Consider the following 23,149-nt stretch of genomic DNA (forward strand, 5'->3'; position numbering starts at 1 on the left):
TTTCATCAGGGCGTCAGAGCGACGCCAGACGCGCCAGCGCCGCCTGTAGCTTGACCTTGCCTGCCTCGGCCTCGGCCAGCTTGGCGCGCTGTTCGTCGACGACTTCCGGCGCGGCGCGAGACACGAAGTTAGGATTGCCCAGCTTTTTGTTCACATGGCCGATGTCGCTCTCGAAGGCGGCGATTTCCTTCTCCAGACGGGCCCGTTCGGCGGTCAGATCGATGATGCCCGCCAAGGACAAGGCGATGGTCGAGCCGCCGGATACGAAGGTCACAGCCCCTGTCGGCGCCGCGTCAGCCGAGCCGACCTCGGACACCCGGCCCAGGGTCAGGATCAGATCGCGATGGCGGGCGATCCGCTCGGCTGTCACGGCGTCGGGTGCGACAAAGGCCAACGGCGGCTTGGCCGACGGCGGCACGTTCATTTCGGCGCGCAGCCCGCGAATCTCACCGACCAGATCGACCAGCCAGCCGATCTCGGCTTCGGCCGAGGCGTCGATGAAGGCGTCCGGCAGAACCGGCCACTCGGCCCCGATCAGCAAGCCGTCGCGCGCCGGCCCTTCCTTGCCCAGTTCGGCCCATAGTTCCTCTGTGATGAAGGGCATGACCGGATGCAGCAGCTTGAGCGTCTGGTCCAACGTCCATGCGGTCATCGCCCGCGTCTCGGACTTTGCGGCTTCATCGGCGCCCTGGAACACCGGCTTGGCCAGTTCCAGATACCAGTCGCAGAAGACGTTCCAGACGAAGCGATATAGAGCGCCCGCTGCATCGTCGAAGCGTCCGCCTTCGATGGCTTCGGAGACGCCGCGTTCGGCCTTGGTCAGCTCGCCGCGGATCCAGCGGTTGATCGTCTGGTCGACGGTGGCGGGATCGAAGCCTTCGACCCGGCGCGCCTCGTTCATCTGGCTGAAGCGCGCGGCGTTCCACAGCTTGGTGCCGAAGTTGCGATAGCCCTCGATCCGCTGCTTCGACAGTTTGATGTCCCGCGTGCCGGACAGGATGGCCATGGTGAAGCGCAACGGATCGGCGCCCAGCTCGTCGATGATGCCCAGGGGGTCGATGACGTTCCCCTTGGACTTGCTCATCTTCTGGCCCTTCTCGTCGCGGACGAGGCCATTGATGATGACGCGTTTGAACGGGACCTCGCCCATGAAATGCTGGCCCATCATCATCATCCGGGCGACCCAGAAAAAGATGATGTCCGCCGCCGTGACCAGGTCGCTGGTCGGATAGAACCGCTCCAGATCCTCGGTCTTCTCGGGCCAGCCCATGGTCGAGAAGGGCCACAGGGCCGAGGAGAACCAGGTGTCCAGAACGTCCTCGTCCTGGGTCAGGGCGACCTCGGAATCATAGTCCGCCATTGCCTGTTCGCGGGCGTCCTCTTCCGTTTCGGCGACATAGATTTCGCCGTTCGGGCCATACCAGGCCGGGATGCGGTGCCCCCACCAGAGCTGGCGCGAGATGCACCAGGGTTCGATGTTGCGCAGCCATTCGAAATAGATCTTCTCGTATGACTTGGGCTCGAACACCGTATCGCCCTGCTCCACCGCCTTCAGCGCGGGCTGGGCCAGGACCTTGGCGTCGACGTACCACTGGTCCGTCAGCCATGGCTCGATGACCACGCCGGAGCGGTCGCCGTGCGGCACGACGTGTTTGGTCTTCTCGATCTCGCGCAGCCAGCCCTCTTCCTCGGCGCGGGCGACGATAGCCTTGCGCGCGGCGAAGCGGTCTTGACCGACGTAGTCCGCAGGCACGTCGGGCGTGTCGACGTCCGTGATGCGTCCGAAAGCGTCGAGGATATTCAGCGACGGCAGGCCCGCCCGCTTGCCCACGCCGAAGTCGTTGAAATCATGGGCCGGCGTGATCTTCACCGCGCCCGAACCCTTGGTCGGATCGGCATAGTCGTCGGCGACGATGGGGATGCGACGGCCGGTGATCGGCAGGGTCACGAACTTGCCGACCAGGCCGGCATAGCGTTCGTCATCCGGATGCACCGCCACGCCGGTGTCGCCCAGCATGGTCTCGGGCCGGGTCGTGGCGACGACGATGAAGTTACGCGTCTCGAACTCCGTCGCATTGCCGTCTTCGTCCAAGGCGACGGGGTGTTCGTAGGTCACGCCGTCGGCGAGCGGATAGGCGAAATGCCAGTAGGCGCCATCCACCTCGCGCTGCTCGACCTCCAGGTCCGAGATGGCGGTCTGGAAATGCGGGTCCCAGTTCACCAGCCGCTTGTCGCGATAAATCAGGCCTTCCTTATGCAGTTGCACGAAGACCTTGCGGACGGCGGCGTTCAGCCCCTCGTCCAGGGTGAACCGCTCTCGCGACCAGTCGCACGAGGCGCCGAGGCGGCGCAGTTGACGCACGATTGTCCCGCCGCTTTCGGCCTTCCATTCCCAGATCTTCTCGATGAAGGCGTCGCGGCCCATGTCGCGACGACCGACATTGCCGGCGGCCGCCAGCTGACGCTCGACCACCATCTGGGTGGCGATGCCGGCGTGGTCCGTGCCAGGCAGCCACAGCACCGCCTTGCCCTTCATCCGGTGATAGCGGGCCACGATGTCCTGCAGCGTGTTGTTCAGGGCATGCCCGATGTGCAGGCTGCCCGTCACATTGGGCGGCGGAATGACGATCGAATAGGCCTCGGCAGCGCCGTCGGTGCGGGGCGCGAACAGGCCGCTCTCTTCCCACTGGGCGTAAAGGCGGGGCTCGGCGGTTTGGGGTTCGAAGGTCTTCTCAAGCATCGGAATAGGTCTTTTGCAAAATGCAGAAAGGCGGCCCCTTCAGGAGCCGCCCCTCGGATTAGTCTGGGCTGAAGCGAAGGGCTAGGCGCTGCGCGCGATGCGTTCGACTTCCTTTTGTACCGCCGCCTGGACAATGCCGGGCAGATTGTTGTCCAGCCAGTCCTTCAGCAGCGGGCGCAGCATCTCGGCGACCATGGCCTCGACCGTGTTGCCGCTGACGAAGGGCAGGTCTCCCGAGGCCGACGGAGCCGGCTCAGGCTTCTTGAAGCTGGCGGCCAGGCCCGCAAAGGCCGAGGCCGCGCTGGCGGCGGCGCTGTCGCCGACCAGAGTGTCATAGGCCGGGGCCGGCTCGGGAGCCGATTCGTAAGCCGGCGCGGGTTCAGGCTCGGGCTGATAGGGCGGGGGCGAATGCTCGACCACGTCCAGATCGCCGATGGTCTCGGCCGGCGCTTCATAGCGGTCGGTCAGTTCCAGCACGTCGTCTTCGACGGCGGCGGGTTCCGGCGTCGGCTCGACCGGGGCGGCGAAGATGGTTTCGGCCGCGATCGGCTCGGGAACCGGCTCAGGCGTGGCTTCCGGCATCGCGGCCGCCGGCGTCTCGGCCGGCGCCTCGTCTTCAGAGATGATCCGGCGAATCGACGCCAGAATCTCTTCCATGGTCGGTTCCTGGGCGGACTGATCGGTCATGGCGCAACCTTGGGCGAGGCCTGGGTAGAAGGGGTGGGCGCCGAACGATGGATCGCTCGAAACCTGTGCCTTGTCGTCGCATCTTCGCCCGTCGGAATCAACGGGCGGTTTCCGTCCGTATTCGACGCGGTCAGTTCTGCGGCGCCGTGCGCACGACCTCGCCCTTGAGCTGAGCGTCGATCGGCGCGTCGGCGGTGTCCGGCGTGGTCACGATCGGCGGCGAGGCCACGCGGTCCAGCGTCTCGATCACGCCGTCCCACGGCAGGCCGCCGCGTCCCTTGACCTGGTCGTAGTTCGCAGCCGGATCATAGGCCTCGATCGTCGGGTTCAGCGCCGGGCCTTCCAGCTGGCCCATGGCGGCCAACAGCGAGGCGCGAGCGACGTATTCGGCGGCGCGGGCGCTGGCGACCGAAGTCTGGGCGTTGCGTAAGGCTAGTTCCTGGTTGAGCACGTCCAGCGTGGTGCGCAGACCGACTTGGGCTTCCTGGCGCACGCCTTCGGCCGCGACCGATGCTGCGCGAACGGCTTCGGTGCCGGCCGCGACCGTGGCGCGGGTCGACAGCACCTGGGCGTAGGCCGAGCTGACGTTCTGCAGCACGGTGCGGCGCTCGCCCTCGATGCCGATCTGGGCCGCGTTGGCGCGCTCCAAAGCCTGGGCGACGCGCGAGCGGTTCAGGCCGCCGGTGAACAGCGGCACGGACAGGGTGGCGCCGGCCGTGAAGCTGCGGCGATCGGCCAGTTCACCGAGGTCGCCCAGATCGTTGGTCGATCCGCCATAGGAGGCGGTAGCGCGCACCGACGGCAGATATTCCGAACGGGCGGCCGCAACGGCGGCCTCGGCGCTTTGCAGTTGATAGGTCGCGGCGAGCACAGCCGGATTGCGCTGCAACGCGGTCTCGATGGCGACGTCGAAGTCGCTGGGCACTTCCGGCAGGACCGGCGCGGCTTCCAGATCGGCCGGCGATTGGCCGACGACGGCGGCATAGGCGGCGCGCGACGTGGACAACTGGGCCTGGGCGTTCGCCAGATCGGCTTCAGACTGCGCCTGCGAAGCCTCGGCCTGGGCCACGTCGGTGCGGGTGATCTCGCCGACCTCGAAACGGGCGCTGGTTTCTTCCAGCTGGCGTTGCAGCACCGTCAGGTTCTCCTGGCGGATACGCAGGATTTCCATGTCGCGGGTGACGTTCACATAGGCCTGGATCACCGACAGCATGACCGATTGTTCGATCTCTCGCAGGTTCTCACGGCCGGCCAGGACGCTGGCGCGGGCCTGATCAATGGCGCGCGAGGTGCGACCGGCGGTCCAGACATTCTGGCTGATGCTCACGCCGACATTGGCGCCTTCGGTTTCGGACGATGAGGTCGTGACCTGGGTATCAGGTATGCCGTCGCCATTCGTATCGACGAACTGGGTCACGGCGGGGAAGTCGCTGCGGGTGTAGTCCACGCCGGCCGAGGCGCCGATGGTCGGACGCAGGCCCGACCGCGCCTGGACCACCGTCTCGTCCAGCGCACGCTGGTTGGCGCGTTGGGCCAGCAGGTTAGGATTGGTCCGATAGGCCAGGGCGATGGCGTCCTGCAGCGTCTCGGCCCAGGCCGGCGCGCCCAGACCGGTCATCACGGCGACCACAGCGGCCGAAGCCAGCACACGCGAGCGTTTCAACATTGTCCGTCCTTGCCCGACGCCCCGAAGAACGCCCGAATGTTTTCTCAAGCGTAACTGCGGCCTGACCGAACCACACGCCAGTTAAGTTTTCTTCACGGTTGCGAACGGGATTTCCGTCGCAACCGCGCGTCTCTTTGATCTTACAGCGCGAAAGTGGGGGCCGGCGTCAGCTCGGCAAGGACCGCAGGCGACGAATCAAACAGTTCGCGGCGCGACAGGCCTTCGCGCGTCTGAACATACAGGGCCGCCTTGCCGATGGCGCCGCGGCGTTCGACCACGACGATCCGGCCGCCGGGACGCAGGGCCGCGCCCCACGATTCGGGCAGGCTCTCGGCGCCGCCTTCGGAAATGATCAGATCCCATCCTTCGCCGGTCGGCTGAGCCAAGGGCGCGACGACCGTGGTCACGCCCGCTTCGGACAGGGCCTCGCCGACCACGGCGAACACAGCGTCGTCCGATTCCTGAGCCGTGACACTGGCGCCCATACGGGCCAGCAGGGCGGCGGCGTAGGGCGCGGCGATGGCCAGGGCCTTTTCGCCTTCGCGTGCATCGGCCGCTTGCAGCAGCTTGGCGACGTCACGCGCCGGCATCAGGCGGCGTTCGCCCGCGATCACCACCGATTCTTCGGAATAGGCGGCGAAGGCGCGATCAGGCGCGCAGAACTTTTCACGCGGCACGGCCATCATGGCCAGGTGAATCGCGCGATCCGTCACGTCGTTCACTCGCACCTGCGAGTCGACCATGGCCTTGCGCTCTGCGGTGAAATCCATCTTTAGGCAGCCTTCAACGATAATCCGGGAGGAAAACTCGCGCGCTTATAGGTCCGTGCGTTGCAGCGGACAATCCGATCTGATAGCGAACGCCCCTCGCGATGACCGCCCCCGAGAAATCGGGGACAAAAAGCGGCCTGATGGCGGAGTGGTGACGCAGAGGACTGCAAATCCTTGCACCCGGGTTCGATTCCCGGTCAGGCCTCCATCGCGATGATACGGACGAAGGCCGCCCCTCGGGGCGGCCTTCGCGTTTTCAGCTTCCAGCAAGCGCCGTCGTCGTCAGATGATGAAGCGCAACAGCACTCGTCGCCGCGACATTCAGCGAATCGAAACCGCCCGCCATAGCGATGCCGATCGGCCGGCAACGGTCGATCAAATCCTTGGGCAGCCCCGGACCTTCGGACCCCAGCATCAGAGCGACCGGTCCGGCGCGCCTGTAGTCCGAAAGCCGCTCGGTCGACGAAGGCGTCAGCGCCAACACCTCGACGCCGGCCCGCTGCAGGGCCTCGATAATGTCTGTCGCGCCGGCGACGACGAACGGCGTACGCAGCACCGCGCCGACCGAAACGCGAATCGCCTTGCGGTAAAAGGGGTCACAGCAGGTCGGATCAAGCAGCACCGCCCTGGCGCCGAACGCGGCGGCGTTCCTGAACAGGCCGCCGACATTGTCGTGGTTGCCGATCCCGCTGGCCAAGACGAACACGTCCTGCGGCCCGATATCCGCCAGCACTTTGTCCAGCGACAGGGGCTCGGGCTTTTGGCCCAAGGCCAGAATGCCCCGGTGCAGTTCGAATCCCGCGATCCGGTCCAGCACGGCCTGGCCTGCGACATAGACGGGCGTTGCGGGCGGCAGAGACGTGATGACGTCGCCCAAGGCCGCGACGCGCTTTTCAGCCAGCAGCAGCGACAGGGGCCGACAGCGCGAAGCCGTCGACGCCAGTCCACGCACCACCACCTCCCCTTCCGCAATGAACAGCCCCTGACGACCCGTCAGATCGCGCTCGCGGATATCGCGATAGGCCGCAACACGCGGGTCGTCGGGATCGTCGATAAATATCGTTTCGATTGGCTCGTTTTCCCATTGCAAGATCGGAACGGCCGCTGCTATACGCCCGCCTCCCGAGCAGATGTTCCGCAGTAGCTCAGTGGTAGAGCAGCCGACTGTTAATCGGCTGGTCGTAGGTTCGAATCCTACCTGCGGAGCCACTCGGGGTAAAGACTGAGGCCAGACAAGGCGTTAGGTCGAAAACTTTCCATAAGACCTGATCCTTTCGCACGATGACCAAGCTGCTGGGCGCGGGCATGCCGCGCTCTGGTCGCTTTGACGCACCCCGCCCCTGCCCGTAGATCGTGGCGAACTTTGCCCAACCTTGAGCGTTGGCAAAGCTACCCCCACGATCCAGGAGAGACGCCCCGCCTCGATGTCCATCAGCTTCCTTCTCGTCGTCATCCTGGTCCTGCCGTTCCTTGGCGCCATCGTCGCGTCCGGCTTGCCGCGTCATGCACGCACCTCGGCCGCCATCCTGTCCTGGGTCGTGGCCTTGGTCAGCCTGGGGTGTCTGGCAGCGCTATGGCCGATGTTCCAGGACGGGGAGACGCTGCGCTACGAAATCTCGTGGCTGCCGTCGCTTGGCGTCAATCTGGTGCTTCGACTGGACGGACTGTCGTGGCTGTTCAGCGCCCTGATTCTGGGGATCGGCGCCTTGGTGGTGCTGTATGCCCGCTACTACATGTCGCCGAAGGATCCGGTGCCGCGGTTCTTTTCCTTCCTGCTGGCCTTCATGGGCGCGATGCAAGGCGTGGTGCTGTCGGGCAATCTGATCCAGCTGGTCGTCTTCTGGGAGCTGACCAGCCTCTTTTCCTTCCTGCTGATCGGCTACTGGCACCAGAACCCCGCCGCGCGCGAAGGGTCGCGCATGGCGCTGACGGTGACGGCCATGGGCGGCATCGCTCTGCTGGTCGGGATGATCCTGATCGGGCGGATCGTCGGCAGCTACGACCTCGATGTCGTCTTGACGTCGCGAGAGGCGATCCAGACCAGTCCCCTGTATTTGCCCGCGCTGATCCTGCTGCTGCTCGGCGCGATGACCAAGAGCGCGCAGTTTCCGTTCCACTTCTGGCTGCCCCGCGCCATGGCCGCGCCGACTCCGGTCAGCGCCTATCTGCACTCCGCGACCATGGTGAAGGCGGGCATCTTCCTGCTCATCCGCTTCTGGCCCGTCCTGGCGGGGTCGGAGAGCTGGTATATGATCGTCGGCGGCATGGGTCTGGCGACGCTGCTGCTCGGCGCCTGGTGCGCCATCTTTCAGCATGATCTCAAAGGCCTGCTGGCCTATTCGACGATCAGCCATCTGGGCCTGATCGTACTGCTGCTGGGATTGGGCAGTCCGCTGGCCTGTATTGCGGCCATCTTCCACACGGTGAACCACGCCACTTTCAAGGCGTCGCTCTTCATGGCTGCAGGCATCATCGACCACGAGGCCGGCACGCGGGACATGCGCAAGCTCAGCGGTCTGTTCCGGTTCATGCCCTTTACGGCGACCCTGGCCATGGTGGCCGCAGCCGCGATGGCGGGCGTGCCCCTGTTGAACGGCTTCCTGTCCAAGGAAATGTTCCTGGCCGAGGCGGTGGCCAGCGCCCATACGCACGGCCTGAACATGCTGCTGCCCGCCCTGGCCACCTTGGCCAGCGCCTTCAGCGTTCTGTATTCCCTGCGTTTCATCCACGCGACCTTCTTCGGCCCGCCTCCGACCGAGCTGGATCGCATCCCGCACGAGCCGCCCGCCTGGATGCGTCGCCCCGTCGAGGTGCTTGTCGCGCTGTGCCTGGTCGTCGGCATCTTCCCGGCTGTAACGGTGGGGCCGTTCCTGAAGAGCGCCGCCGTTTCGGTGCTGGGCTTTGACCTGCCCTATTATAGCCTGGCCCTGTGGCACGGATTCAACGTGCCGCTGGTGCTGAGCCTTATCGCGCTCGCGGGCGGCGTGGGTCTCTATGTCGTCTTTGGCAAACGCATCAACGCCAACCCGCGCGGCGGACCGTGGGGCTGGAAGCGTCTGAACGGCGGCTGGTTGTTCGAGCGAACCATGACCGGCCTGTTCAAAGGGTCGGAAGCGATGGTTCGCCTGTTGGGGGCGACACGACAACAGGCACAGCTGAGGGCCATCGTCTTGGTCGCCCTGCTGGCAGGCGGGCTGGCGGCGATCGGCGCCGGATTGGTGATCCGCCCGATCATGCCGACATTGACACTGTCCAACTGGGCCTTCGCCGGTCTTTGGCTGGTCGGCGCCAGCTGTGCGGTCGCGGCGGCTTGGCAGGCGAAATATCACCGGCTGGCCGCCGTTGTTCTGATGGGCGGCGCAGGTCTGGCGAGCTGCCTGTCCTTCGTCTGGCTGTCGGCGCCAGATCTGGCCGTGACCCAGCTGCTGGTCGAGGTCGTGACCACCGTCCTGCTGCTGCTGGGCCTACGCTGGCTGCCGAAACGGCTGGAGACCATTCGCCTGCCACAGGCCATGGAGATGCGATCTCGTCGCCGCCGCCGTATCGACCTGATCATCGCCGCCGCCGTCGGCGCGTCCTTGGCGGCCATTTCCTACGCCGTCATGACGCGTCCATCGATCGAGGGGATTTCGCGCTTCTTCGTCGAACACGCCTACAAGGACGCGGGCGGGCGCAATATCGTCAACGTCATCCTGGTCGACTTCCGCGCCTTCGACACCTTCGGAGAGATCACGGTTCTGGGCATTGTCGGTCTGACGATCTTCGCCCTGCTGCGCCGCTTCCGTCCCGCCGACGACACCCTGTCCAATCCCAGCCAGCAGAGCGTGCAGGATGCCTCAGACCGCGATCATGAGACGCGATCGGAGGGCGACACGCTGAAGGAGACCATGCTGATCCCCCGCGTGGTGATGCGCTGGATCTTCCCCTTCATCATCCTGCTCGCCGTTCACCTGTTCCTGCGCGGGCATGACCTGCCGGGCGGCGGTTTCGCGGCGGGTGTGGCCCTGTCGATCGCCTTCATCCTGCAATATATGGCCTCGGGCGCCCGCTGGGTCGAAGAGCGGCTGGCGATCCGGCCCATCTTCTGGATCGGGGCCGGCCTGGTGATCGCCGCCCTCAGCGGGATTGGATCGTGGCTGTTCGGCTATCCCTTCCTGACTTCCTGGTTCCAGTATGCCGACCTGCCGATCCTGGGCCGCGTGCCCTTGGCCAGCGCCGTGCTGTTCGACTTGGGCGTGGTCGTTCTGGTCGTGGGTGCCACGGTCCTGACCCTCGTCGCCCTGGCGCACCAGTCGCTGCGCAAGCCCAAGCAAAGAGACGCCGAAGAAGGAGAGCTGTCATGATGGAGCTGGTTCTCGCCCTCGCCATCGGCGTGCTGTCGGCCTCGGGTGTCTGGCTGCTGCTGCGCCCGCGCACCTTCCAGGTGATCATGGGGCTGTCGCTGCTGTCCTATGCGGTCAATATCTTCATCTACGCCATGGGACGGCTGAGGTCGGGCGCGCCGCCGGTGCTGGCGGGCGAGGTCTCCGACCCCACGCGCTACACCGACCCGACACCGCAGGCGCTGGTCCTGACCGCGATCGTCATCAGCTTCGCCCTGACGGCGCTGTTCCTGGTCGTCATTCTGGCCGCCCGCGGCATCACCGGCAGCGACCATGTCGATGGCAAGGAGCCGGACGCATGATCGACTGGAACGCCCATCTGATCATCGGCCCCATCGTCCTGCCGATGATCATCGCCTCCGCCATGCTGCTGCTGGACGAGCGTCGCCGAACGCTGAAGGCGGCGCTCAGCTTGAGCGCTATGGCCGCCATTCTGATCATGGCCTTGGTTCTGCTGCACGAAAGCGCAAACGGCGCCGTGGGCGGCGGCGATACTGCGCGGGTCTATCGCCTCGGATCGTGGGCTGCGCCCTACGGCATCGTCCTGGTGGCCGACCGTCTGTCGACGATGATGGTCGCGCTGACCAGCGTTTTGGGCGGATGCGCCCTGATCTTCGCCCTGGCGCGATGGGACCGGGCGGGGCCGCGCTTCCACGCCCTGTTCCTGCTTCTCATCATGGGGGTGAACGGCGCCCTGCTGACCGGCGACCTGTTCAACCTGTTCGTCTTTTTCGAAATCATGCTCGCCGCCTCGTACGGACTGGCCCTGCATGGGTCGGGCGAGGCGCGTGTGCGGGCAGGCGTGATCTATATCGCCGTGAATCTGACCGCGTCCTTGCTGTTCCTGATCGGCGTCAGCCTGATCTACGGGGTGATCGGCACGCTGAACATGGCGGATGTTGCAACGCGGGTTGCGACCATCTCAGTGGATGACCTGGGACTGTTTCATATCGGCGCGGCGGTGCTGGGTACGGCCTTTCTGATCAAGTGCGCCATGTGGCCCTTGGGGTTCTGGCTGACCCCGACCTATTCGGCAGCCAGCGCGCCGGCGGCGGCAGTCTTCGCCATCCTGTCCAAGGTCGGGGTCTACGTGGTCATCCGCCTCAGTCTGCTGCTGTTCGGCGCCGACGCGGGCGCCTCCGCCGGATTTGGCCTGACCTGGCTGTTTGTCGGCGGACTGGCGACCATAGCGTTCGGCACGTTCGGCCTGATCGCCTCTCGTGATCTGTCGCGCGCCGCCGGGTTCGGTGTGATGATTTCTTCCGGCACCGTTCTGGCCAGCCTGGGCGTCGGCGATGCGGCGACCCTCAGCGGCGCGCTCTTTTACCTGATCGGCTCCACCCTGGCTTGCGCCGCCCTGTTTCTACTGGCCGAGATTCTCCAGCGAGGGCGAGAATCCGATGTCGGCGAGGCGCGCGCCGTGTTCGATGACGAGTATCGTGATCCGTTCGACGACGAAGAGCGCAACGAGCCCGGCCTGGTCATCCCGGCGGCCGTCGCGGCCCTGGGCGGGGCCTTTCTGATCTGCACCCTGATGGTCGCCGGCCTACCGCCTTTGGCCGGCTTCGTCGGAAAACTGTCTATGATCAGCGCCTTGGTCGGCGTTGGCGATGCGGCGGCCTGGACGCTGGCAGCCGTGCTTTCCGTGTCCAGCCTCGGCGCCTTGATCGGCCTGACGCGCCTGGGCGTCGGCGCGATCTGGACGCGCGACGAGGATGCGCCGGCATTCGTGGTGGGTGCGGCCGAGCTGACGGCGGTCGCCGCCCTGCTCGGGGCCTGCGTGTTCCTGGCCATCTTCGCTGGCTATGGCCTGATCTACACCGACCACACGGCGGCCTGGCTGGCTGACCCGCAAGGCTATATCCACGCGGTGCTGGGCGGGGGCGGGCGATGAGACGCGTCCTCCCCTACCCCATCCTTTCACTCGGCCTGTTCGTCGCCTCGATCCTGCTCAGCGCCTCGGTCGCTCCGCCGTCTCTGGCGCTCGCGGTGCTGCTGGCCCTGCTGGCGCCCATCATCATGCTGGCGCTGGGCGTGGATCGCGTGCGGGTGAAGGCGCCGATGGCCATAGTGCGTCTCGCCATAGACGTCATTGGCGACATCGTGCGGTCCAACTGGGCGGTGTCACATATCATTCTGGGGCGGCGACGGCATAAGCGCACATCCGGCTTCATCCACATCCCGCTGGACCTGCGCGACCGATATGGTCTGGCGGTCCTGGCCATCATCATCACCTCGACGCCCGGCACCTTGTGGGTCGAGTATGAGTCCGCCACCGGCCGTCTGCTGCTGCACGTGCTGGATCTCGTGGATGAAGAGACCTGGGTGCGGCTGATCAAGGATCGCTATGAGCGCCGGCTGATGGAGATTTTTGAATGACGGCGGCGGTGCTGACCTGGGGCCTGGGTCTGGCCCAACTGATGCTGATCTGCGCCATCGGCCTGGCGGCATGGCGGATCATTCACGGTCCGCGCGCCCAGGATCGCGTCCTGGGCATGGACACCCTTTATCTGAACGGCATGCTGCTGGTCGTGGTGTTCGGCATCCGCACCAACAGCCAGCTCTATTTCGAGGCCGCCCTGGTGATCGGCATGTTGGGCTTCGCCGCCACCGTGGCCCTGGCCAAGTTTCTGATGCGCGGCGAGGTGATTGAATGACCGAGGCTGACGTTCCCGCATGGGCCGCCATCGCCGTCGTCGCCCTGGCCGTCGTCGGTTCAGCCCTTTCGCTACTGGGCGCGATTGGGCTGGTTCGGCTGAAGACATTTTATGAGCGCGTCCACGCTCCGACGCTTGGGGCCACGCTGGGCATGGCGCTGGTCCTGCTGGCGTCGATCATCTGGTTCACGACCGTCGAGCGGCGTTTCATGCCGCGCGAAATCCTGATCGGCCTGTTCCTGACGGTCACGACGCCGGTCACCCTGATCCTGCTCGCCCGCGCCGCCCTGTTCCGTGATCGCACCGACAGGGTCAAAGACACGCCGAGGAAGGGCTGATCGACCGGCAAAAAAAGAAGCCCGGCGGGGGCGCCGGGCTGCAAGCAGGTTCGGTGATGGTGTCCCTGAGGACGGCCCATTCCTTAACCGAAATGGTTTCCAGATCGTTAAGCGCCTTCAGTCCGGCAGCCAGGCCGTCTGACGCCCAGATGGCTCGACAGGCCAAGTGATCCGCCAACCCGCCCCCGCCCGCTCGACGACGAAGCCCGCAGTCGCCCCCGCGCCCGGATAGTCGAAGCGCTTTCCGTTCACCGTGATCGTCGCCGGACCCGACTGTCCGATGACGGCCCGCCAGCGGCCGCGTCCGATCGCCGTCGGCGCCATATCCGCGCCGTTGATATTGACCGAGGGAGCCGCCCCATTCGTCCGGCCTGAAGCCATCAGAGTCGCACCGTCCGAATCCACCGCATCCAGCCCTTCGGCGCCATCGAGGCGAACAGTCGGTTGGCCAGCGGCAATCAAGGCGACGGGACCGGCCCCTGCTTGGGTCACCACCAGGGTCTCGGGCGAGACGGCGGCGTCCTCGCCCACCTGCACCTCGGGCGTAAAGCGTACATCGCCGCTCAGAGGCGGCAGTCGCAGTTCGAAACGCCCCGCGCCGTCCGCCGTCGTCGCCACGGCCGCAGTATCCGGCGCACGCAGCACGACGCGTGCATTGGGCCCCGCCCCGCCGCGCAGCACCAGGACGCCGCCGTCGCGCGTCACGCCGTCGATCTGAGGCGGGCGAACCCAAGGCGAGGCCTCGTCGGCGCCCGTCGGCCCCGCCACGCCGCCCTGCTGATCGGAACAGGCTGCGGCAGCCAGGACCGCGACACACGCGACCATCATCCGACGTTTCATCCTGCGCCTCTACGATATAGGACTGGCGACCCAGCGGCTTGAGCCTGTGTTAGCTTGAGCGCCGTCGGTTTGGCCATGGCCAGGCCGCCTATTCGTTTTCTTCGAGGCTCCATGTCCCTGCCCCCCGTTTCGTTCCTGCCGTTCGACGGCTCTTCCGTCTGCCTGTTCTGCGGCGCTTCCGAGACCGCCGATCCCTCCTATACCGAGGCGGCCTACGCGTTCGGCAAGGCGGCGGCCGAGGCCGGCTGGCGGCTGGTCTATGGTGGCGGCGGCGTCGGTCTGATGGGAGCCTCCGCGCGTGGCGCGCACGAAGCGGGCGGCCGGGTCGTCGGCATCATGCCGGCCTTCCTGCGCAGCCGCGAACGCCTGTTCGACGAGGTCGAAACCGTCGTCGTCACCTCGATGCACGAGCGTAAGCAACTGATGTATGACCAATCCGACGCCTTCGTGGTGGCGCCCGGCGGCATCGGCACCCTGGAAGAGGTTGTGGAGCTGCTGTCCTGGAAGCGGCTGGACCTGCACCACAAGCCGGTCGTCTTCCTGAATCTGAACGGCTTCTGGAACGGCTTCTTCGAGCTGATGAAGCACAGCGTCGCGGAAGGAATGACGCCGCCGTCGTTCCTTGACGCCTGGACCGTCGCCGAAACCGTCGAAGAGGCGATCGCGCAGGTCCAGGCCGGGGGCGATGCGCCGCAATTGAAACATGATCATCGATAAGTGATCATCGCTCATGATCCGCTGCGCGCGCCTTGACAGTTTTTATCGAAAACTGACATGGGGGTGCAGCGGCATGACGCCGTTCTTCATTTCGGAGAGTTTTCAATGCGCGCTCTGCTGATCGCCGCCGCCCTGTTCGCCGCCGCCCCTGCGGTCGCCCAAGCCCCCGCCGCCACCAGCCTGACGCTGGCCGACGCCGCCAAGGCGCCTGCACGCGCCACCATCATCGACGGCGCTCGTTGGTCCTGCGAAGGCGCGACCTGCACCGCCGCAGGCGGCACGGAACAGCCCGCGACGCGCGCCTGCCGCCGCGTGGTTCAGAAGTTCGGTCCGGTGACCGCCTTCTCCTACAAGGGTGTCGCCCTGAGCGCCGACGAACTGGCCGTGTGCAACACTTGATCTGGATTGAGGCGGCTTAGGCCGCCTCGCCTCTCAGACGCCGCTGGATGGTTTCGCGACCGATCAGCGGCGCCATGGCCGCCATGTCCGGCCCGTGCTGCTGCCCCGTCAGCGCCAGACGCAGCGGCATGAACAGCGCCTTTCCCTTCGCGCCCGTTTCGGCCTTGACGGCCGAGGTCCACGTCGACCAAGCGTTCTCGTCGATCACTTCCGGCAGCAGACGCAGCGCCGTTTCGATGAAGGTCGCATCTTCGATCACCGGTTGGGCCGGGCCGCGAACGATCTGCGCCATGTCCGCGACGTCGGCGAACTTCGTCAGATTGCCCCGAACCGTATTCCAGAAGATTTCACCCAGATCGGCGCCGAGAGCCTGAAGACGCGGCTGCGCCGTCGCATAGTCCATGACGTGCAGCGCCTGGGCGTTTAGCCGGTCCAAATCCGCCGTATCGTAACGCGCCGGCGAACGGCCCATCTTGGAGAAGGCGAAGCTCTGACCCAGAGCCTCGACCGAGGCGCCGACTTCCAGCGGATCAGAGGTCCCGATTCGGCCAAGGTGGCTGGTGATCGCGATCGGCTCATAGCCTTGGTCGCGCATGTCGTTGATCGACAGCGACCCCAGACGCTTGGACAGGGCCGCGCCGTCGGCGCCGACCAGCAGCGGCATGTGGGCGAAACCCGGAACCGTCGCGCCCAGCGCCTCGAAGATTTCGATCTGCGCCCCGGTGTTGGTGACGTGATCCTCGCCCCGGATGATGTGCGTGATGGCCATGTCGATGTCATCGACCACCGACGGCAGGGTGTAGAGAAACAGGCCGTCCTCCCGGATCAGCACCGGGTCCGACATCGAGGCGGTGTCCACCTCCGCATGACCGCGCGCCAGGTCTTCCCAGGCGACGCGCTTGCCGTCCAGCTTGAAGCGCCAATGTGGGCGGCGCCCTTCGCCTTCGTAAGCGGCCTTCTGCTCTTCGGTCAGTTCCAGCGCCGCGCGGTCATAGATAGGCGGCAGGCCGCGTGACAGCTGCACCTTGCGGCGACGGTCCAGCTCGTCGGCTGTCTCATAGGCGGGATAAAGCCGCCCCGACGCCTTCAGCCTGGCGGCCGCTTCTTCGTAGCGATCGAACCGCTTGGACTGATTGTAGCGCTCGTCCCACGGCATCCCCAGCCAGGTCAGGTCGTCTTCGATTCCCTGTTCGAACTCGGGCGTGGAGCGCGCCAGGTCGGTATCGTCGATGCGCAGCACAAAGGACCCGCCCTGCCCCTTGGCGAACATCCAGTTCACCAAGGCGGTGCGGACATTGCCGACGTGCAGCTTACCCGTGGGCGACGGGGCGAAACGAACCTTGACGGACATGGATAGACGACCTCGAAAGCGAGGCGGCTAGGTCGCCCCGCAACCCGGCGAAGTCAAGGCGCGGAAGGCTTAAACCTCAGTCGTCGCGGTGAACGCGTTCGCGGCGTTCGTGGCGTTCCTGGGCTTCGACCGACAGGGTCGCCGTCGGACGGGCTTCCAGACGACCCAGGCTGATGGGTTCGCCCGTATCCTCGCAGTAGCCGTAGGAACCATCCTCGATCCGGCGCAGCGCGTCGTCGATCTTGGAGATCAACTTGCGTTGACGGTCGCGGGTTCGCAACTCCAGCGCGCGATCGGATTCCGAAGACGCCCGGTCCACCAGATCGGGGTGGTTTTCGGTCTCGGCCTTAAGGTTGACGACCGTGCCCTTGGACTCACGAAGGATCTCATCCTTCCAGGCCAGCAGCTTCTTCTTGAAATAGGCTTGCTGCCGTTCGTTCATGAACGGCTCGCTGTCAGACGGCCGATACGGGCCGGTTTCGTCGGACACAACGGACGCCAAGGCGCTCATCGATCTCACGCTCTCTAACACGCCCCCCTGTGGCGTAGATGGCCGTATAGTCAGCCCGTCGAGTCGCGGCAACGCGGTTCTCGATTCCGTGATGGAAATAGGGCGACTCACCGCCTGACAGTGGCAAAAGTCACTCACTACCGAAGCTTAGCCGCCTGATGTCAGACGATTATTTCATATCAGGGGCGGTTGCGGCGCATTTCGGCCTTCGCCAGTTCGACTGAAGCGCGCAGGTCGATCTGATCCAGCAGGGCGCCCAGGTCCTTGTCGTCGTCGGCGGCGCGCTCCTCGCGCAGGCTCCGCGCCAGTCGATCCAGAGCGCCCTCGTCGGCGTCGCCGTTCAGCAGGGCCAGCTTGATTTCGTCGAGGCGATCCAGAAGACCGCTGCCGCGCCGGATCGCACGACGGCGCTTCTCCAGCGGCCCCTCGACCCCTTGAAGGGCCATCAGGGCCGAGACGTCAGAAACCCCGCCCGTTGCTGCGCTGGCGGTCGTTGCAGCAGGTGCGGATGCAGCCGCGGCCTGCCCCAGCGAGAAGCCGCTGGCGGATCGCGTCGAACGTGTGCTGGCAGGCGTGCTGACGCCGTTGGGGCCGACAACCTTCATGTGCAGGTGCTCCGCGTCATGAAACCATGGATGACGGGCGGCGATGACTGTTTGGTTAACGCCCCGGCAAATCCTGCCGCTTCTCTGCCCGCCAGAGCTCGACTAACATTGAATTCACTTCTTTAATTCTCCGGCACGATCCTCGCATAGATGGCGGCGTAACGTTGCGTGGACGCCTGACCGATGCAAAATCTGCTTGCCCGCCTGATCGCCTCCGTCGCCGCGACGCTCGTCGTCGCTGGCGGCGCGACCTCGGCGCTGGCCCAGTCGCAGTCGCGCATCAAGGACATCGCCGCCGTCGAGGGCGTGCGCGGCAACCAGCTTGTCGGCTACGGCATGGTCATGGGGCTGAACGGCACGGGCGACTCCTTACGCAACTGCCCCTTCACCCGCCAATCGCTGGAAGGCATGACCGAGCGGCTGGGCGTCAACATTCGCGGGGCCAACGCCAACACCAAGAATATGGCCGCCGTCATGGTCACGGCCGACCTGCCCGCATTCGCCACGCCCGGCTCGCGCATCGACGTGTCGGTCGCCTCCATGTGCGACGCCAAGAGCTTGCTGGGCGGTTCGCTGGTGGTTACCAGCCTGCAAGGCGCGGACGGTCAGGTCTATGCGGTGGCGCAGGGCTCGGTCCAGACCGGCGCCGTCTCGGCGTCGGGAGGGTCGGGGTCGTCGGTGACGCGCGGCGTGCCGACCGCGGGCCGCATCGCCTCGGGCGCCCTGGTCGAGCGCGAGACGGGCTTCCAGATGGCCAATATGAACGAGGTGCGCCTGAATCTGCGCAACCCCGACTTCACCACCGCCCAGCGCGTCGCCGCCGTCGTCAACGCCGCCTATCCGGGGTCGGCCCTGGCCGAGAACGGCACGGTCGTCGCCCTGCGCGCGCCCGGTGAACTGGGCATGGCGGGCTTTATCAGCCGAATCGAAAACCTGGCCGTCAGCGTCGACACGCCCGCCAAGGTCATCATCGACGAGGTCAACGGCGTCATCGTCATGGGCGACGCCGTCCGCATCTCTCGCGTCGCCATCGCCCAAGGCAATCTGACCATATCGGTGGACGAACAGCCGCAGGTCAGTCAGCCGGCGCCCTTCAGCCGGGGCCAGACCGCTGTCGTTCCCTCGACGCAGGTGAACGTCGAAGAGGATCTGGGCACCCAGATGCGGCTGGTCGGCGGCGGGGCCAACCTGTCCACCCTGGTCAACGGCCTGAACGCCCTGGGCGTCAGCCCGCGCGACATGATCAGCATCCTGCAGGCCATCAAGGCCGCCGGTGCCCTGCAGGCCGACATCGAGGTGATGTGAGCATGACCGACCTGACTGTCTCCGCCGACCTGTTGCGCCCCGCCGCGGCCGCGCCCAGGGCCGTGAACCGCGACAAGATCGCGGAAACCGCCAAGGCCTTCGAGGCCACCTTCATTTCCCAGATGCTGAAGCCGATGTTCGAAGGCCTGTCGACCGACCGCATGTTCGGCGGCGGCCAGGGCGAGGCGACATGGCGCAGCTTCATGCTGGACGAAATGGCCAAGTCCACGGTCAAGGCGGGCGGCATCGGCCTGAGCAACACCATCATGGCCGAAATGCTGAAGATGCAGGAGGGCCGGCAATGAGCGACACCGAACTGGCCCAGGCGCGGGTTCGTCAGTTGACGACCTTGACCTTGCGTCTGACCGAGCGATTGAAGGGCGAAACAGCCGCCTTCGCCGATGGCCGTCCTCAGGATGTGGCCGCCGGTCTGTCGGAAACCCAGGAGATGGCCAATCTCTACCGTCGCGATTCCGCCCATGTGAAGGCCAATCCGGCGCTGCTAAGCGGCGCTCCACTCGAAGACCGCAGGACGTTGGTCGACGCCACGCGTGAGTTCGACGCCGTCCTGACTCGCCACAGCCGCGCCGTCGACGCCGCGCGTCAGATTTCCGAGGGACTGGTCCGCGCCATCGCGGCGGAAGTCACCGCTGCTCGCACACCCGCCTCCGCCTATGCCGCCGATGGCCGCGCCTCGCTGGGCGACGGACGCGCTGTCGCTCTGAACCGCATGGCCTGAACGGGCTAGCCCTTCGCCGTTCCCAGATCACGGTTCGCGTCCTAAGGGTCATTGCCTATTTTTTAAGCGACGGCGTGCCAGCATCGCCTCATGACGCTGACCACACGTCTCCTAGGCTTGGCCTTCGCTTCCGCCGACACTCTGGTGGAGGTGGATCCGAAGGGCGTGGTCGCCTTTGCGATCGGCGCGGGCGCCGTGGCCGGCGAAGACGCCGGCGCGACCTGGACGGGGCGTCCCCTGCTCGATCTGTTGCACGACGGCGCCTCTACCCTGACCGCCCTGCACAGCATGAAGCCCGGCGTGCGTATTCCGGCGACGTCGATCCTTGTGGCGGCCGGTCCCGACCGTGTGCGGCGCGCATCTTTCCGCGCCTTCGTGCTGCCGCAGACAGCTCCGGCCATCTCTTGCGCCATCTCGTACGAGGGCCCGGCCTTTGCGCTGGAGGATCTGGAGACCCGACCGCTTCTGGAACCGGAGGATTTCCTGGCCGACGCCGGGCGTGTGTTGGAGTCCAACCCCGACCTGGCCCTGTCCTTCCTCGACATCACGGGGCTCGAGAACGTCACCGGCGACGCCGCCGACCGTCTCAACCGCCGCATCGAGGCAACACTGCAATCCGCCGCTGTCGAGGGATCAAGCGCGTCGCAGGTCACCGGCGTCCGCTATGCCCTGTTGCGCCCCGCCAACGATCGCCGCGACATCGCCGCCGAGATCGTTGAAGTGGGGCGCGCCGAAGGTCTCGCTCTCGAAGCCGAAGCCGTCAGCTCGCCTGTCCCGCCGGGCTCAGACACCCTATGCGTGCTTCGCGCCATGCGGTTCGCCATTGAGGGCTGCCTAAGGGGCGACGGTCTCGCCAATCCGCAGATCGCCTTCGCGGACTCCCTGAAGCGCACATTCCGCGACGCCGAGACCTTCCGCAGCGTGGTCAAATCGCGTGAATTCCAGGTCCACTATCAGCCCATCGTCCATTTGGATTCTCGCGCCGTCCATCATTTCGAGGCCCTGACCCGCTTCAACGGAAACAGTGGTCCCGCCGACGCCATCCGCATGGCGGAGGAGCTGGACATGATCGAGTCGTTCGATCTCGCCGTGGCGGAGAAGGTCTTGAAGCGCATGCGCCAGCCCGGCGCGGGTCTGCTGAAGATGGCGATCAACGTCTCGGGCGCTTCGCTCGGCGACGACAACTATGTGGAACAACTGCTGCGCATGACCGCCACCGCGCCCGATGAACGGCGCCGCCTGATGGTCGAGGTGACTGAAACCTCCGCCGTCTCCGACATCGAGGCCGCAGATCGCCGTCTGGCCGCATTGCGCGAAGCGGGCATCAAGGTGTGCATCGACGACTTTGGCGCAGGCGCCGCCGCTCTTGATTATTTGCGTCGACTATCCGTGGACTCGGTCAAGATCGACGGAGCCATCGTGCGCGACATCCAGACCGATCAGCGATCCAAGGCCATGCTGCACAGCATCGTCGAGATGTGCCGCTCCATAAAGCTGGAAACCATCGCCGAAATGATCGAGACCGACGGCGTTGCGACCGAACTCAAGGCGGCAGGCGTTGATTATGGTCAAGGTTGGCTGTTCGGCCGTGCCGAGGCCGAACCGCGCACGCAGCTGACCAATCCCTCGCTCGTCCGCCGCAAGGGGGCCGTCGAGGCGTGGGGGTGACCGACCTCAGAGCTTGACCGTGCGCGCAATCTTCACCGCCGCCAGGAAATCCACGTCGTGGCTCACCACGATCAACGCGCCGTCATAGGCGTTCAGCGCCTCTTCGATCGCCGCGATGGCGTCCAGGTCGAGATGGTTGGTCGGCTCATCCAACACCAGCAACTGCGGCGGCGTCGCGCCCGTCATGACGCAGGCCAGACCCGCCCTCAGCCGCTCCCCGCCTGACAGGTCGCCGACCCGGCGCTGCGCCGCCGTGTTGCGAAACAGGAACCGCGCCAGCGCCGCCTGGGCGTCATTGACCGACCCTTGCGGGTTCAGCCGTCGCCACGCCTCCACCAGGGTTTCGTCCGGGTGGAGGATCTTGACCTCTTGGTCCAGCAGCACCGCACGCGCAGGCCGATCGACGGTCCCCATCGTCGGGTGCAGATCGCCAGTGATCAGCCGCAACAGGGTCGTCTTGCCCGCGCCGTTCGGTCCTGTGATCGCAACCCGTTCCGGCCCGACCAGCTTCAAATCAATCGGCCCGACGATCGTACGCCCCTCGGCTGTCGTCCAGCCCGCCTGGTCCAACGTCAGCACCGTCCGTCCCGTCGGCAGGCCGGTCGTCGGCATCGGGATCGCCAGCGTCCGCGTTCGCTCCACGCGCGCTTGGGCTGAGGCCAAGGCGTCCTGCGCGGCCGCGGCCTGACGTTCGGCCAGCAAGCCGCCGCGCCCGCCCGTGTTTTCAGCGCGCTCGGCCCGGGCGCCCAGCAGAATTTTCGGCATGTCGCCCTTGGCGGCCTTGCGACGGCCGGCGGCGTCGCGGCGCGACTGGGCCTCCATGCGCTGCTGAGCCTCGACGCCGACACGCGCCAGGTCGCGTTGAGCTTCGGCCAGATTCCGCGTCGCCGCCTCGCGCTCCAGCGCTGTTCGCTCGACATAGGCGTCATAGCCGCCGCCGTAGCTGGCGACGCCCAGGCTCGACACCTCAAGGATTCGGTCCATGCGGCGCAACAGGTTGCGATCATGGCTGACCACCACGACACCGCCGTCCCAACGCTCGATGACATCGGCGACCAGCGCCCGCGCCTGCGCATCCAGATGATTGGTCGGCTCGTCCAGCAGGATCAGATCGGGCCGGGCCAGCCTCAAACCTGCCAGCCGCAACCGCGTCTGCTCGCCCCCGCTGAGACTGGATGTCAGGAGTTCACAATCCAGTTCCGGCAGCCCGACGTCTCTTAAGGCCTCGTCCAGACGCGTCTCCAGCGTCCAGTCCGCCTCGGCCAGATCGTCAGCCGTTCCCTGCCCCGCCAAAACCCGCGCCACAACAGCCAGAGCCGCTCCAACGCCCAGGGTTTGAGCGACGGTCTCACCGGGGTTTGGCTCATAGCGCTGATCCAGTACGCTGATCGTTCCGGCTCGCGCGACAGCCCCCTCAGCCGGCGCAGCTTCGCCCGAAATCAGACGCAACAGCGTGCTCTTGCCCGCGCCATTGCGACCGACGACGCCGGTGCGCTCAGGCCCGAACGTCAGGCTCAGATTGTCGAAAAGGGTGGCGCCGTCCGGCGTCCTAGCGGCGACCTTGTCGAGTGTCGCGAGTGCGGACGGGGACGCGTTTCGGCTTGGGCTGATTGGCATTGAGGATCACGAGCAGCATGGCGGACAGGGCGGAACCGGTGGCCAATGCGATGATCATGATCGTCAAACCTTCTGCAAAACGCGTCAGAATGAGGAGGATGGGTCGTAATCCCGCAATGCGCAAGTCTGGCGTCGAACACGGCCGCGTGAGAAGCTT

The 23,149-nt window shown here is 66.0% G+C and carries 22 protein-coding genes and 2 tRNA genes; 14 read left to right on the top strand and 10 right to left on the bottom strand.

Annotated features, from left to right (window positions below; translation table 11 throughout):
* Nucleotides 1-13: 13 nt before the first annotated feature.
* The 4 genes from JX001_RS12895 to JX001_RS12910 form a co-directional block, all read right to left on the bottom strand.
* Nucleotides 14-2,740 carry a valine--tRNA ligase gene (locus JX001_RS12895; RefSeq protein WP_205681309.1) on the bottom strand — a complete coding sequence of 909 codons (2,727 nt, stop codon included), beginning with the start codon at nucleotides 2,738-2,740 and terminating at the stop codon, nucleotides 14-16.
* An 81-nt stretch (nucleotides 2,741-2,821) separates the two neighbouring features.
* Nucleotides 2,822-3,427: a DUF2497 domain-containing protein gene (locus JX001_RS12900; RefSeq protein ID WP_205681310.1), complete on the bottom strand. Its 606-nt coding sequence runs from the start codon at nucleotides 3,425-3,427 to the stop codon at nucleotides 2,822-2,824.
* Between the two features lie 130 nt (nucleotides 3,428-3,557).
* Complete coding sequence (locus JX001_RS12905; protein WP_205681311.1) at nucleotides 3,558-5,093, bottom strand: TolC family outer membrane protein; 1,536 nt, start codon at nucleotides 5,091-5,093, stop codon at nucleotides 3,558-3,560.
* Between the two features lie 140 nt (nucleotides 5,094-5,233).
* Nucleotides 5,234-5,863, bottom strand: coding sequence for a protein-L-isoaspartate O-methyltransferase family protein (locus tag JX001_RS12910; RefSeq protein ID WP_205681312.1), 630 nt, complete (start codon nucleotides 5,861-5,863; stop codon nucleotides 5,234-5,236).
* A gap of 134 nt (nucleotides 5,864-5,997) precedes the next feature.
* Here JX001_RS12910 and JX001_RS12915 point away from each other — a divergent pair.
* Nucleotides 5,998-6,071 (top strand) — tRNA-Cys (locus tag JX001_RS12915).
* A gap of 48 nt (nucleotides 6,072-6,119) precedes the next feature.
* Here JX001_RS12915 and JX001_RS12920 read toward each other — a convergent pair.
* The gene (locus tag JX001_RS12920; RefSeq protein WP_241004644.1) at nucleotides 6,120-6,953 is read right to left on the bottom strand and encodes a TrmH family RNA methyltransferase; all 834 of its coding nucleotides are present in this window, start codon (nucleotides 6,951-6,953) and stop codon (nucleotides 6,120-6,122) included.
* A 44-nt stretch (nucleotides 6,954-6,997) separates the two neighbouring features.
* On the opposite strand from JX001_RS12920, the gene JX001_RS12925 reads away from it, so the two are divergent.
* The 7 genes from JX001_RS12925 (at nucleotide 6,998) to mnhG (ending at nucleotide 13,240) form a co-directional block, all read left to right on the top strand.
* Nucleotides 6,998-7,072: transfer RNA gene (locus tag JX001_RS12925), tRNA-Asn, on the top strand.
* A 215-nt stretch (nucleotides 7,073-7,287) separates the two neighbouring features.
* Nucleotides 7,288-10,206, top strand: coding sequence for a monovalent cation/H+ antiporter subunit A (locus JX001_RS12930; protein ID WP_205681313.1), 2,919 nt, complete (start codon nucleotides 7,288-7,290; stop codon nucleotides 10,204-10,206).
* On the top strand, nucleotides 10,203-10,547 hold the full coding sequence (locus JX001_RS12935) for a Na+/H+ antiporter subunit C (protein ID WP_256435965.1): 345 nt from the start codon (nucleotides 10,203-10,205) through the stop codon (nucleotides 10,545-10,547). The genes JX001_RS12930 and JX001_RS12935 overlap by 4 nt, the downstream gene beginning before the upstream one ends.
* Nucleotides 10,544-12,139 (top strand): monovalent cation/H+ antiporter subunit D, encoded by a 1,596-nt coding sequence (locus tag JX001_RS12940; protein ID WP_205681314.1) that lies wholly within the window; start codon nucleotides 10,544-10,546, stop codon nucleotides 12,137-12,139. Before JX001_RS12935 ends, JX001_RS12940 begins: the two co-directional genes overlap by 4 nt.
* Complete coding sequence (locus tag JX001_RS12945) at nucleotides 12,136-12,624, top strand: Na+/H+ antiporter subunit E (protein WP_205681315.1); 489 nt, start codon at nucleotides 12,136-12,138, stop codon at nucleotides 12,622-12,624. The genes JX001_RS12940 and JX001_RS12945 overlap by 4 nt, the downstream gene beginning before the upstream one ends.
* Entirely contained in the window at nucleotides 12,621-12,902 is a 282-nt protein-coding gene (locus JX001_RS12950; RefSeq protein ID WP_205681316.1) for a K+/H+ antiporter subunit F, read from the top strand. The genes JX001_RS12945 and JX001_RS12950 overlap by 4 nt, the downstream gene beginning before the upstream one ends.
* Complete coding sequence (mnhG, locus tag JX001_RS12955; protein ID WP_205681317.1) at nucleotides 12,899-13,240, top strand: monovalent cation/H(+) antiporter subunit G; 342 nt, start codon at nucleotides 12,899-12,901, stop codon at nucleotides 13,238-13,240. The genes JX001_RS12950 and mnhG overlap by 4 nt, the downstream gene beginning before the upstream one ends.
* A gap of 117 nt (nucleotides 13,241-13,357) precedes the next feature.
* Here the strand turns inward: mnhG and JX001_RS12960 are convergent, their stop codons facing one another.
* Nucleotides 13,358-14,080, bottom strand: coding sequence for a hypothetical protein (locus JX001_RS12960; protein ID WP_205681318.1), 723 nt, complete (start codon nucleotides 14,078-14,080; stop codon nucleotides 13,358-13,360).
* A 111-nt stretch (nucleotides 14,081-14,191) separates the two neighbouring features.
* Here JX001_RS12960 and JX001_RS12965 point away from each other — a divergent pair, with 111 nt between their 5' ends.
* Both JX001_RS12965 and JX001_RS12970 read left to right on the top strand, forming a co-directional pair.
* Nucleotides 14,192-14,797 (top strand): LOG family protein, encoded by a 606-nt coding sequence (locus JX001_RS12965; protein ID WP_205681319.1) that lies wholly within the window; start codon nucleotides 14,192-14,194, stop codon nucleotides 14,795-14,797.
* Between the two features lie 105 nt (nucleotides 14,798-14,902).
* Nucleotides 14,903-15,196 (top strand): DUF8200 family protein, encoded by a 294-nt coding sequence (locus JX001_RS12970; RefSeq protein ID WP_205681320.1) that lies wholly within the window; start codon nucleotides 14,903-14,905, stop codon nucleotides 15,194-15,196.
* Between the two features lie 16 nt (nucleotides 15,197-15,212).
* On the opposite strand, the gene gltX is transcribed toward JX001_RS12970, so the two are convergent.
* The 3 genes from gltX to JX001_RS12985 all read right to left on the bottom strand — a co-directional run bounded on the left by gltX (nucleotide 15,213) and on the right by JX001_RS12985 (nucleotide 17,663).
* A complete protein-coding gene (gltX, locus tag JX001_RS12975) occupies nucleotides 15,213-16,547 on the bottom strand; it encodes a glutamate--tRNA ligase (RefSeq protein ID WP_205681321.1) in 1,335 nt (444 codons plus the stop codon).
* 76 nt (nucleotides 16,548-16,623) lie between these two features.
* Nucleotides 16,624-17,058, bottom strand: coding sequence for an RNA polymerase-binding protein DksA (gene dksA, locus JX001_RS12980; protein WP_017504616.1), 435 nt, complete (start codon nucleotides 17,056-17,058; stop codon nucleotides 16,624-16,626).
* A gap of 179 nt (nucleotides 17,059-17,237) precedes the next feature.
* A complete protein-coding gene (locus JX001_RS12985) occupies nucleotides 17,238-17,663 on the bottom strand; it encodes a flagellar assembly protein FliX (protein WP_112861665.1) in 426 nt (141 codons plus the stop codon).
* A 183-nt stretch (nucleotides 17,664-17,846) separates the two neighbouring features.
* Here JX001_RS12985 and JX001_RS12990 point away from each other — a divergent pair, with 183 nt between their 5' ends.
* The 4 genes from JX001_RS12990 (at nucleotide 17,847) to JX001_RS13005 (ending at nucleotide 21,375) form a co-directional block, all read left to right on the top strand.
* A complete protein-coding gene (locus tag JX001_RS12990; RefSeq protein ID WP_091747795.1) occupies nucleotides 17,847-18,968 on the top strand; it encodes a flagellar basal body P-ring protein FlgI in 1,122 nt (373 codons plus the stop codon).
* 2 nt (nucleotides 18,969-18,970) lie between these two features.
* Nucleotides 18,971-19,273, top strand: coding sequence for a rod-binding protein (locus JX001_RS12995; RefSeq protein ID WP_205681322.1), 303 nt, complete (start codon nucleotides 18,971-18,973; stop codon nucleotides 19,271-19,273).
* Nucleotides 19,270-19,707, top strand: coding sequence for a flagellar basal-body protein FlbY (locus JX001_RS13000; protein WP_205681323.1), 438 nt, complete (start codon nucleotides 19,270-19,272; stop codon nucleotides 19,705-19,707). The genes JX001_RS12995 and JX001_RS13000 overlap by 4 nt, the downstream gene beginning before the upstream one ends.
* A 90-nt stretch (nucleotides 19,708-19,797) precedes the next feature.
* Nucleotides 19,798-21,375 carry an EAL domain-containing protein gene (locus tag JX001_RS13005; RefSeq protein WP_205681324.1) on the top strand — a complete coding sequence of 526 codons (1,578 nt, stop codon included), beginning with the start codon at nucleotides 19,798-19,800 and terminating at the stop codon, nucleotides 21,373-21,375.
* Nucleotides 21,376-21,381: 6 nt separating this feature from the next.
* On the opposite strand, the gene JX001_RS13010 is transcribed toward JX001_RS13005, so the two are convergent.
* Nucleotides 21,382-22,992, bottom strand: a complete 1,611-nt coding sequence (locus tag JX001_RS13010) for an ABC-F family ATP-binding cassette domain-containing protein (RefSeq protein WP_205681325.1) — start codon at nucleotides 22,990-22,992, stop codon at nucleotides 21,382-21,384.
* Nucleotides 22,993-23,149 lie beyond the last annotated feature (157 nt).

Source organism: Brevundimonas fontaquae (assembly GCF_017086445.1).
Lineage (GTDB): Bacteria > Pseudomonadota > Alphaproteobacteria > Caulobacterales > Caulobacteraceae > Brevundimonas > Brevundimonas fontaquae.

Coding starts and splice junctions, on each gene's coding strand:
- JX001_RS12895 (WP_205681309.1), bottom strand. CDS start 2,740: ATGCTTGAGAAGACCTTCGAACCCCAAACCGCCGAGCCCCGCCTTTAC.
- JX001_RS12900 (WP_205681310.1), bottom strand. CDS start 3,427: ATGACCGATCAGTCCGCCCAGGAACCGACCATGGAAGAGATTCTGGCG.
- JX001_RS12905 (WP_205681311.1), bottom strand. CDS start 5,093: ATGTTGAAACGCTCGCGTGTGCTGGCTTCGGCCGCTGTGGTCGCCGTG.
- JX001_RS12910 (WP_205681312.1), bottom strand. CDS start 5,863: ATGGATTTCACCGCAGAGCGCAAGGCCATGGTCGACTCGCAGGTGCGA.
- JX001_RS12930 (WP_205681313.1), top strand. CDS start 7,288: ATGTCCATCAGCTTCCTTCTCGTCGTCATCCTGGTCCTGCCGTTCCTT.
- JX001_RS12935 (WP_256435965.1), top strand. CDS start 10,203: ATGATGGAGCTGGTTCTCGCCCTCGCCATCGGCGTGCTGTCGGCCTCG.
- JX001_RS12940 (WP_205681314.1), top strand. CDS start 10,544: ATGATCGACTGGAACGCCCATCTGATCATCGGCCCCATCGTCCTGCCG.
- JX001_RS12945 (WP_205681315.1), top strand. CDS start 12,136: ATGAGACGCGTCCTCCCCTACCCCATCCTTTCACTCGGCCTGTTCGTC.
- JX001_RS12950 (WP_205681316.1), top strand. CDS start 12,621: ATGACGGCGGCGGTGCTGACCTGGGGCCTGGGTCTGGCCCAACTGATG.
- mnhG (WP_205681317.1), top strand. CDS start 12,899: ATGACCGAGGCTGACGTTCCCGCATGGGCCGCCATCGCCGTCGTCGCC.
- JX001_RS12960 (WP_205681318.1), bottom strand. CDS start 14,080: ATGAAACGTCGGATGATGGTCGCGTGTGTCGCGGTCCTGGCTGCCGCA.
- JX001_RS12965 (WP_205681319.1), top strand. CDS start 14,192: ATGTCCCTGCCCCCCGTTTCGTTCCTGCCGTTCGACGGCTCTTCCGTC.
- JX001_RS12970 (WP_205681320.1), top strand. CDS start 14,903: ATGCGCGCTCTGCTGATCGCCGCCGCCCTGTTCGCCGCCGCCCCTGCG.
- gltX (WP_205681321.1), bottom strand. CDS start 16,547: ATGTCCGTCAAGGTTCGTTTCGCCCCGTCGCCCACGGGTAAGCTGCAC.
- dksA (WP_017504616.1), bottom strand. CDS start 17,058: ATGAGCGCCTTGGCGTCCGTTGTGTCCGACGAAACCGGCCCGTATCGG.
- JX001_RS12985 (WP_112861665.1), bottom strand. CDS start 17,663: ATGAAGGTTGTCGGCCCCAACGGCGTCAGCACGCCTGCCAGCACACGT.
- JX001_RS12990 (WP_091747795.1), top strand. CDS start 17,847: ATGCAAAATCTGCTTGCCCGCCTGATCGCCTCCGTCGCCGCGACGCTC.
- JX001_RS12995 (WP_205681322.1), top strand. CDS start 18,971: ATGACCGACCTGACTGTCTCCGCCGACCTGTTGCGCCCCGCCGCGGCC.
- JX001_RS13000 (WP_205681323.1), top strand. CDS start 19,270: ATGAGCGACACCGAACTGGCCCAGGCGCGGGTTCGTCAGTTGACGACC.
- JX001_RS13005 (WP_205681324.1), top strand. CDS start 19,798: ATGACGCTGACCACACGTCTCCTAGGCTTGGCCTTCGCTTCCGCCGAC.
- JX001_RS13010 (WP_205681325.1), bottom strand. CDS start 22,992: ATGCCAATCAGCCCAAGCCGAAACGCGTCCCCGTCCGCACTCGCGACA.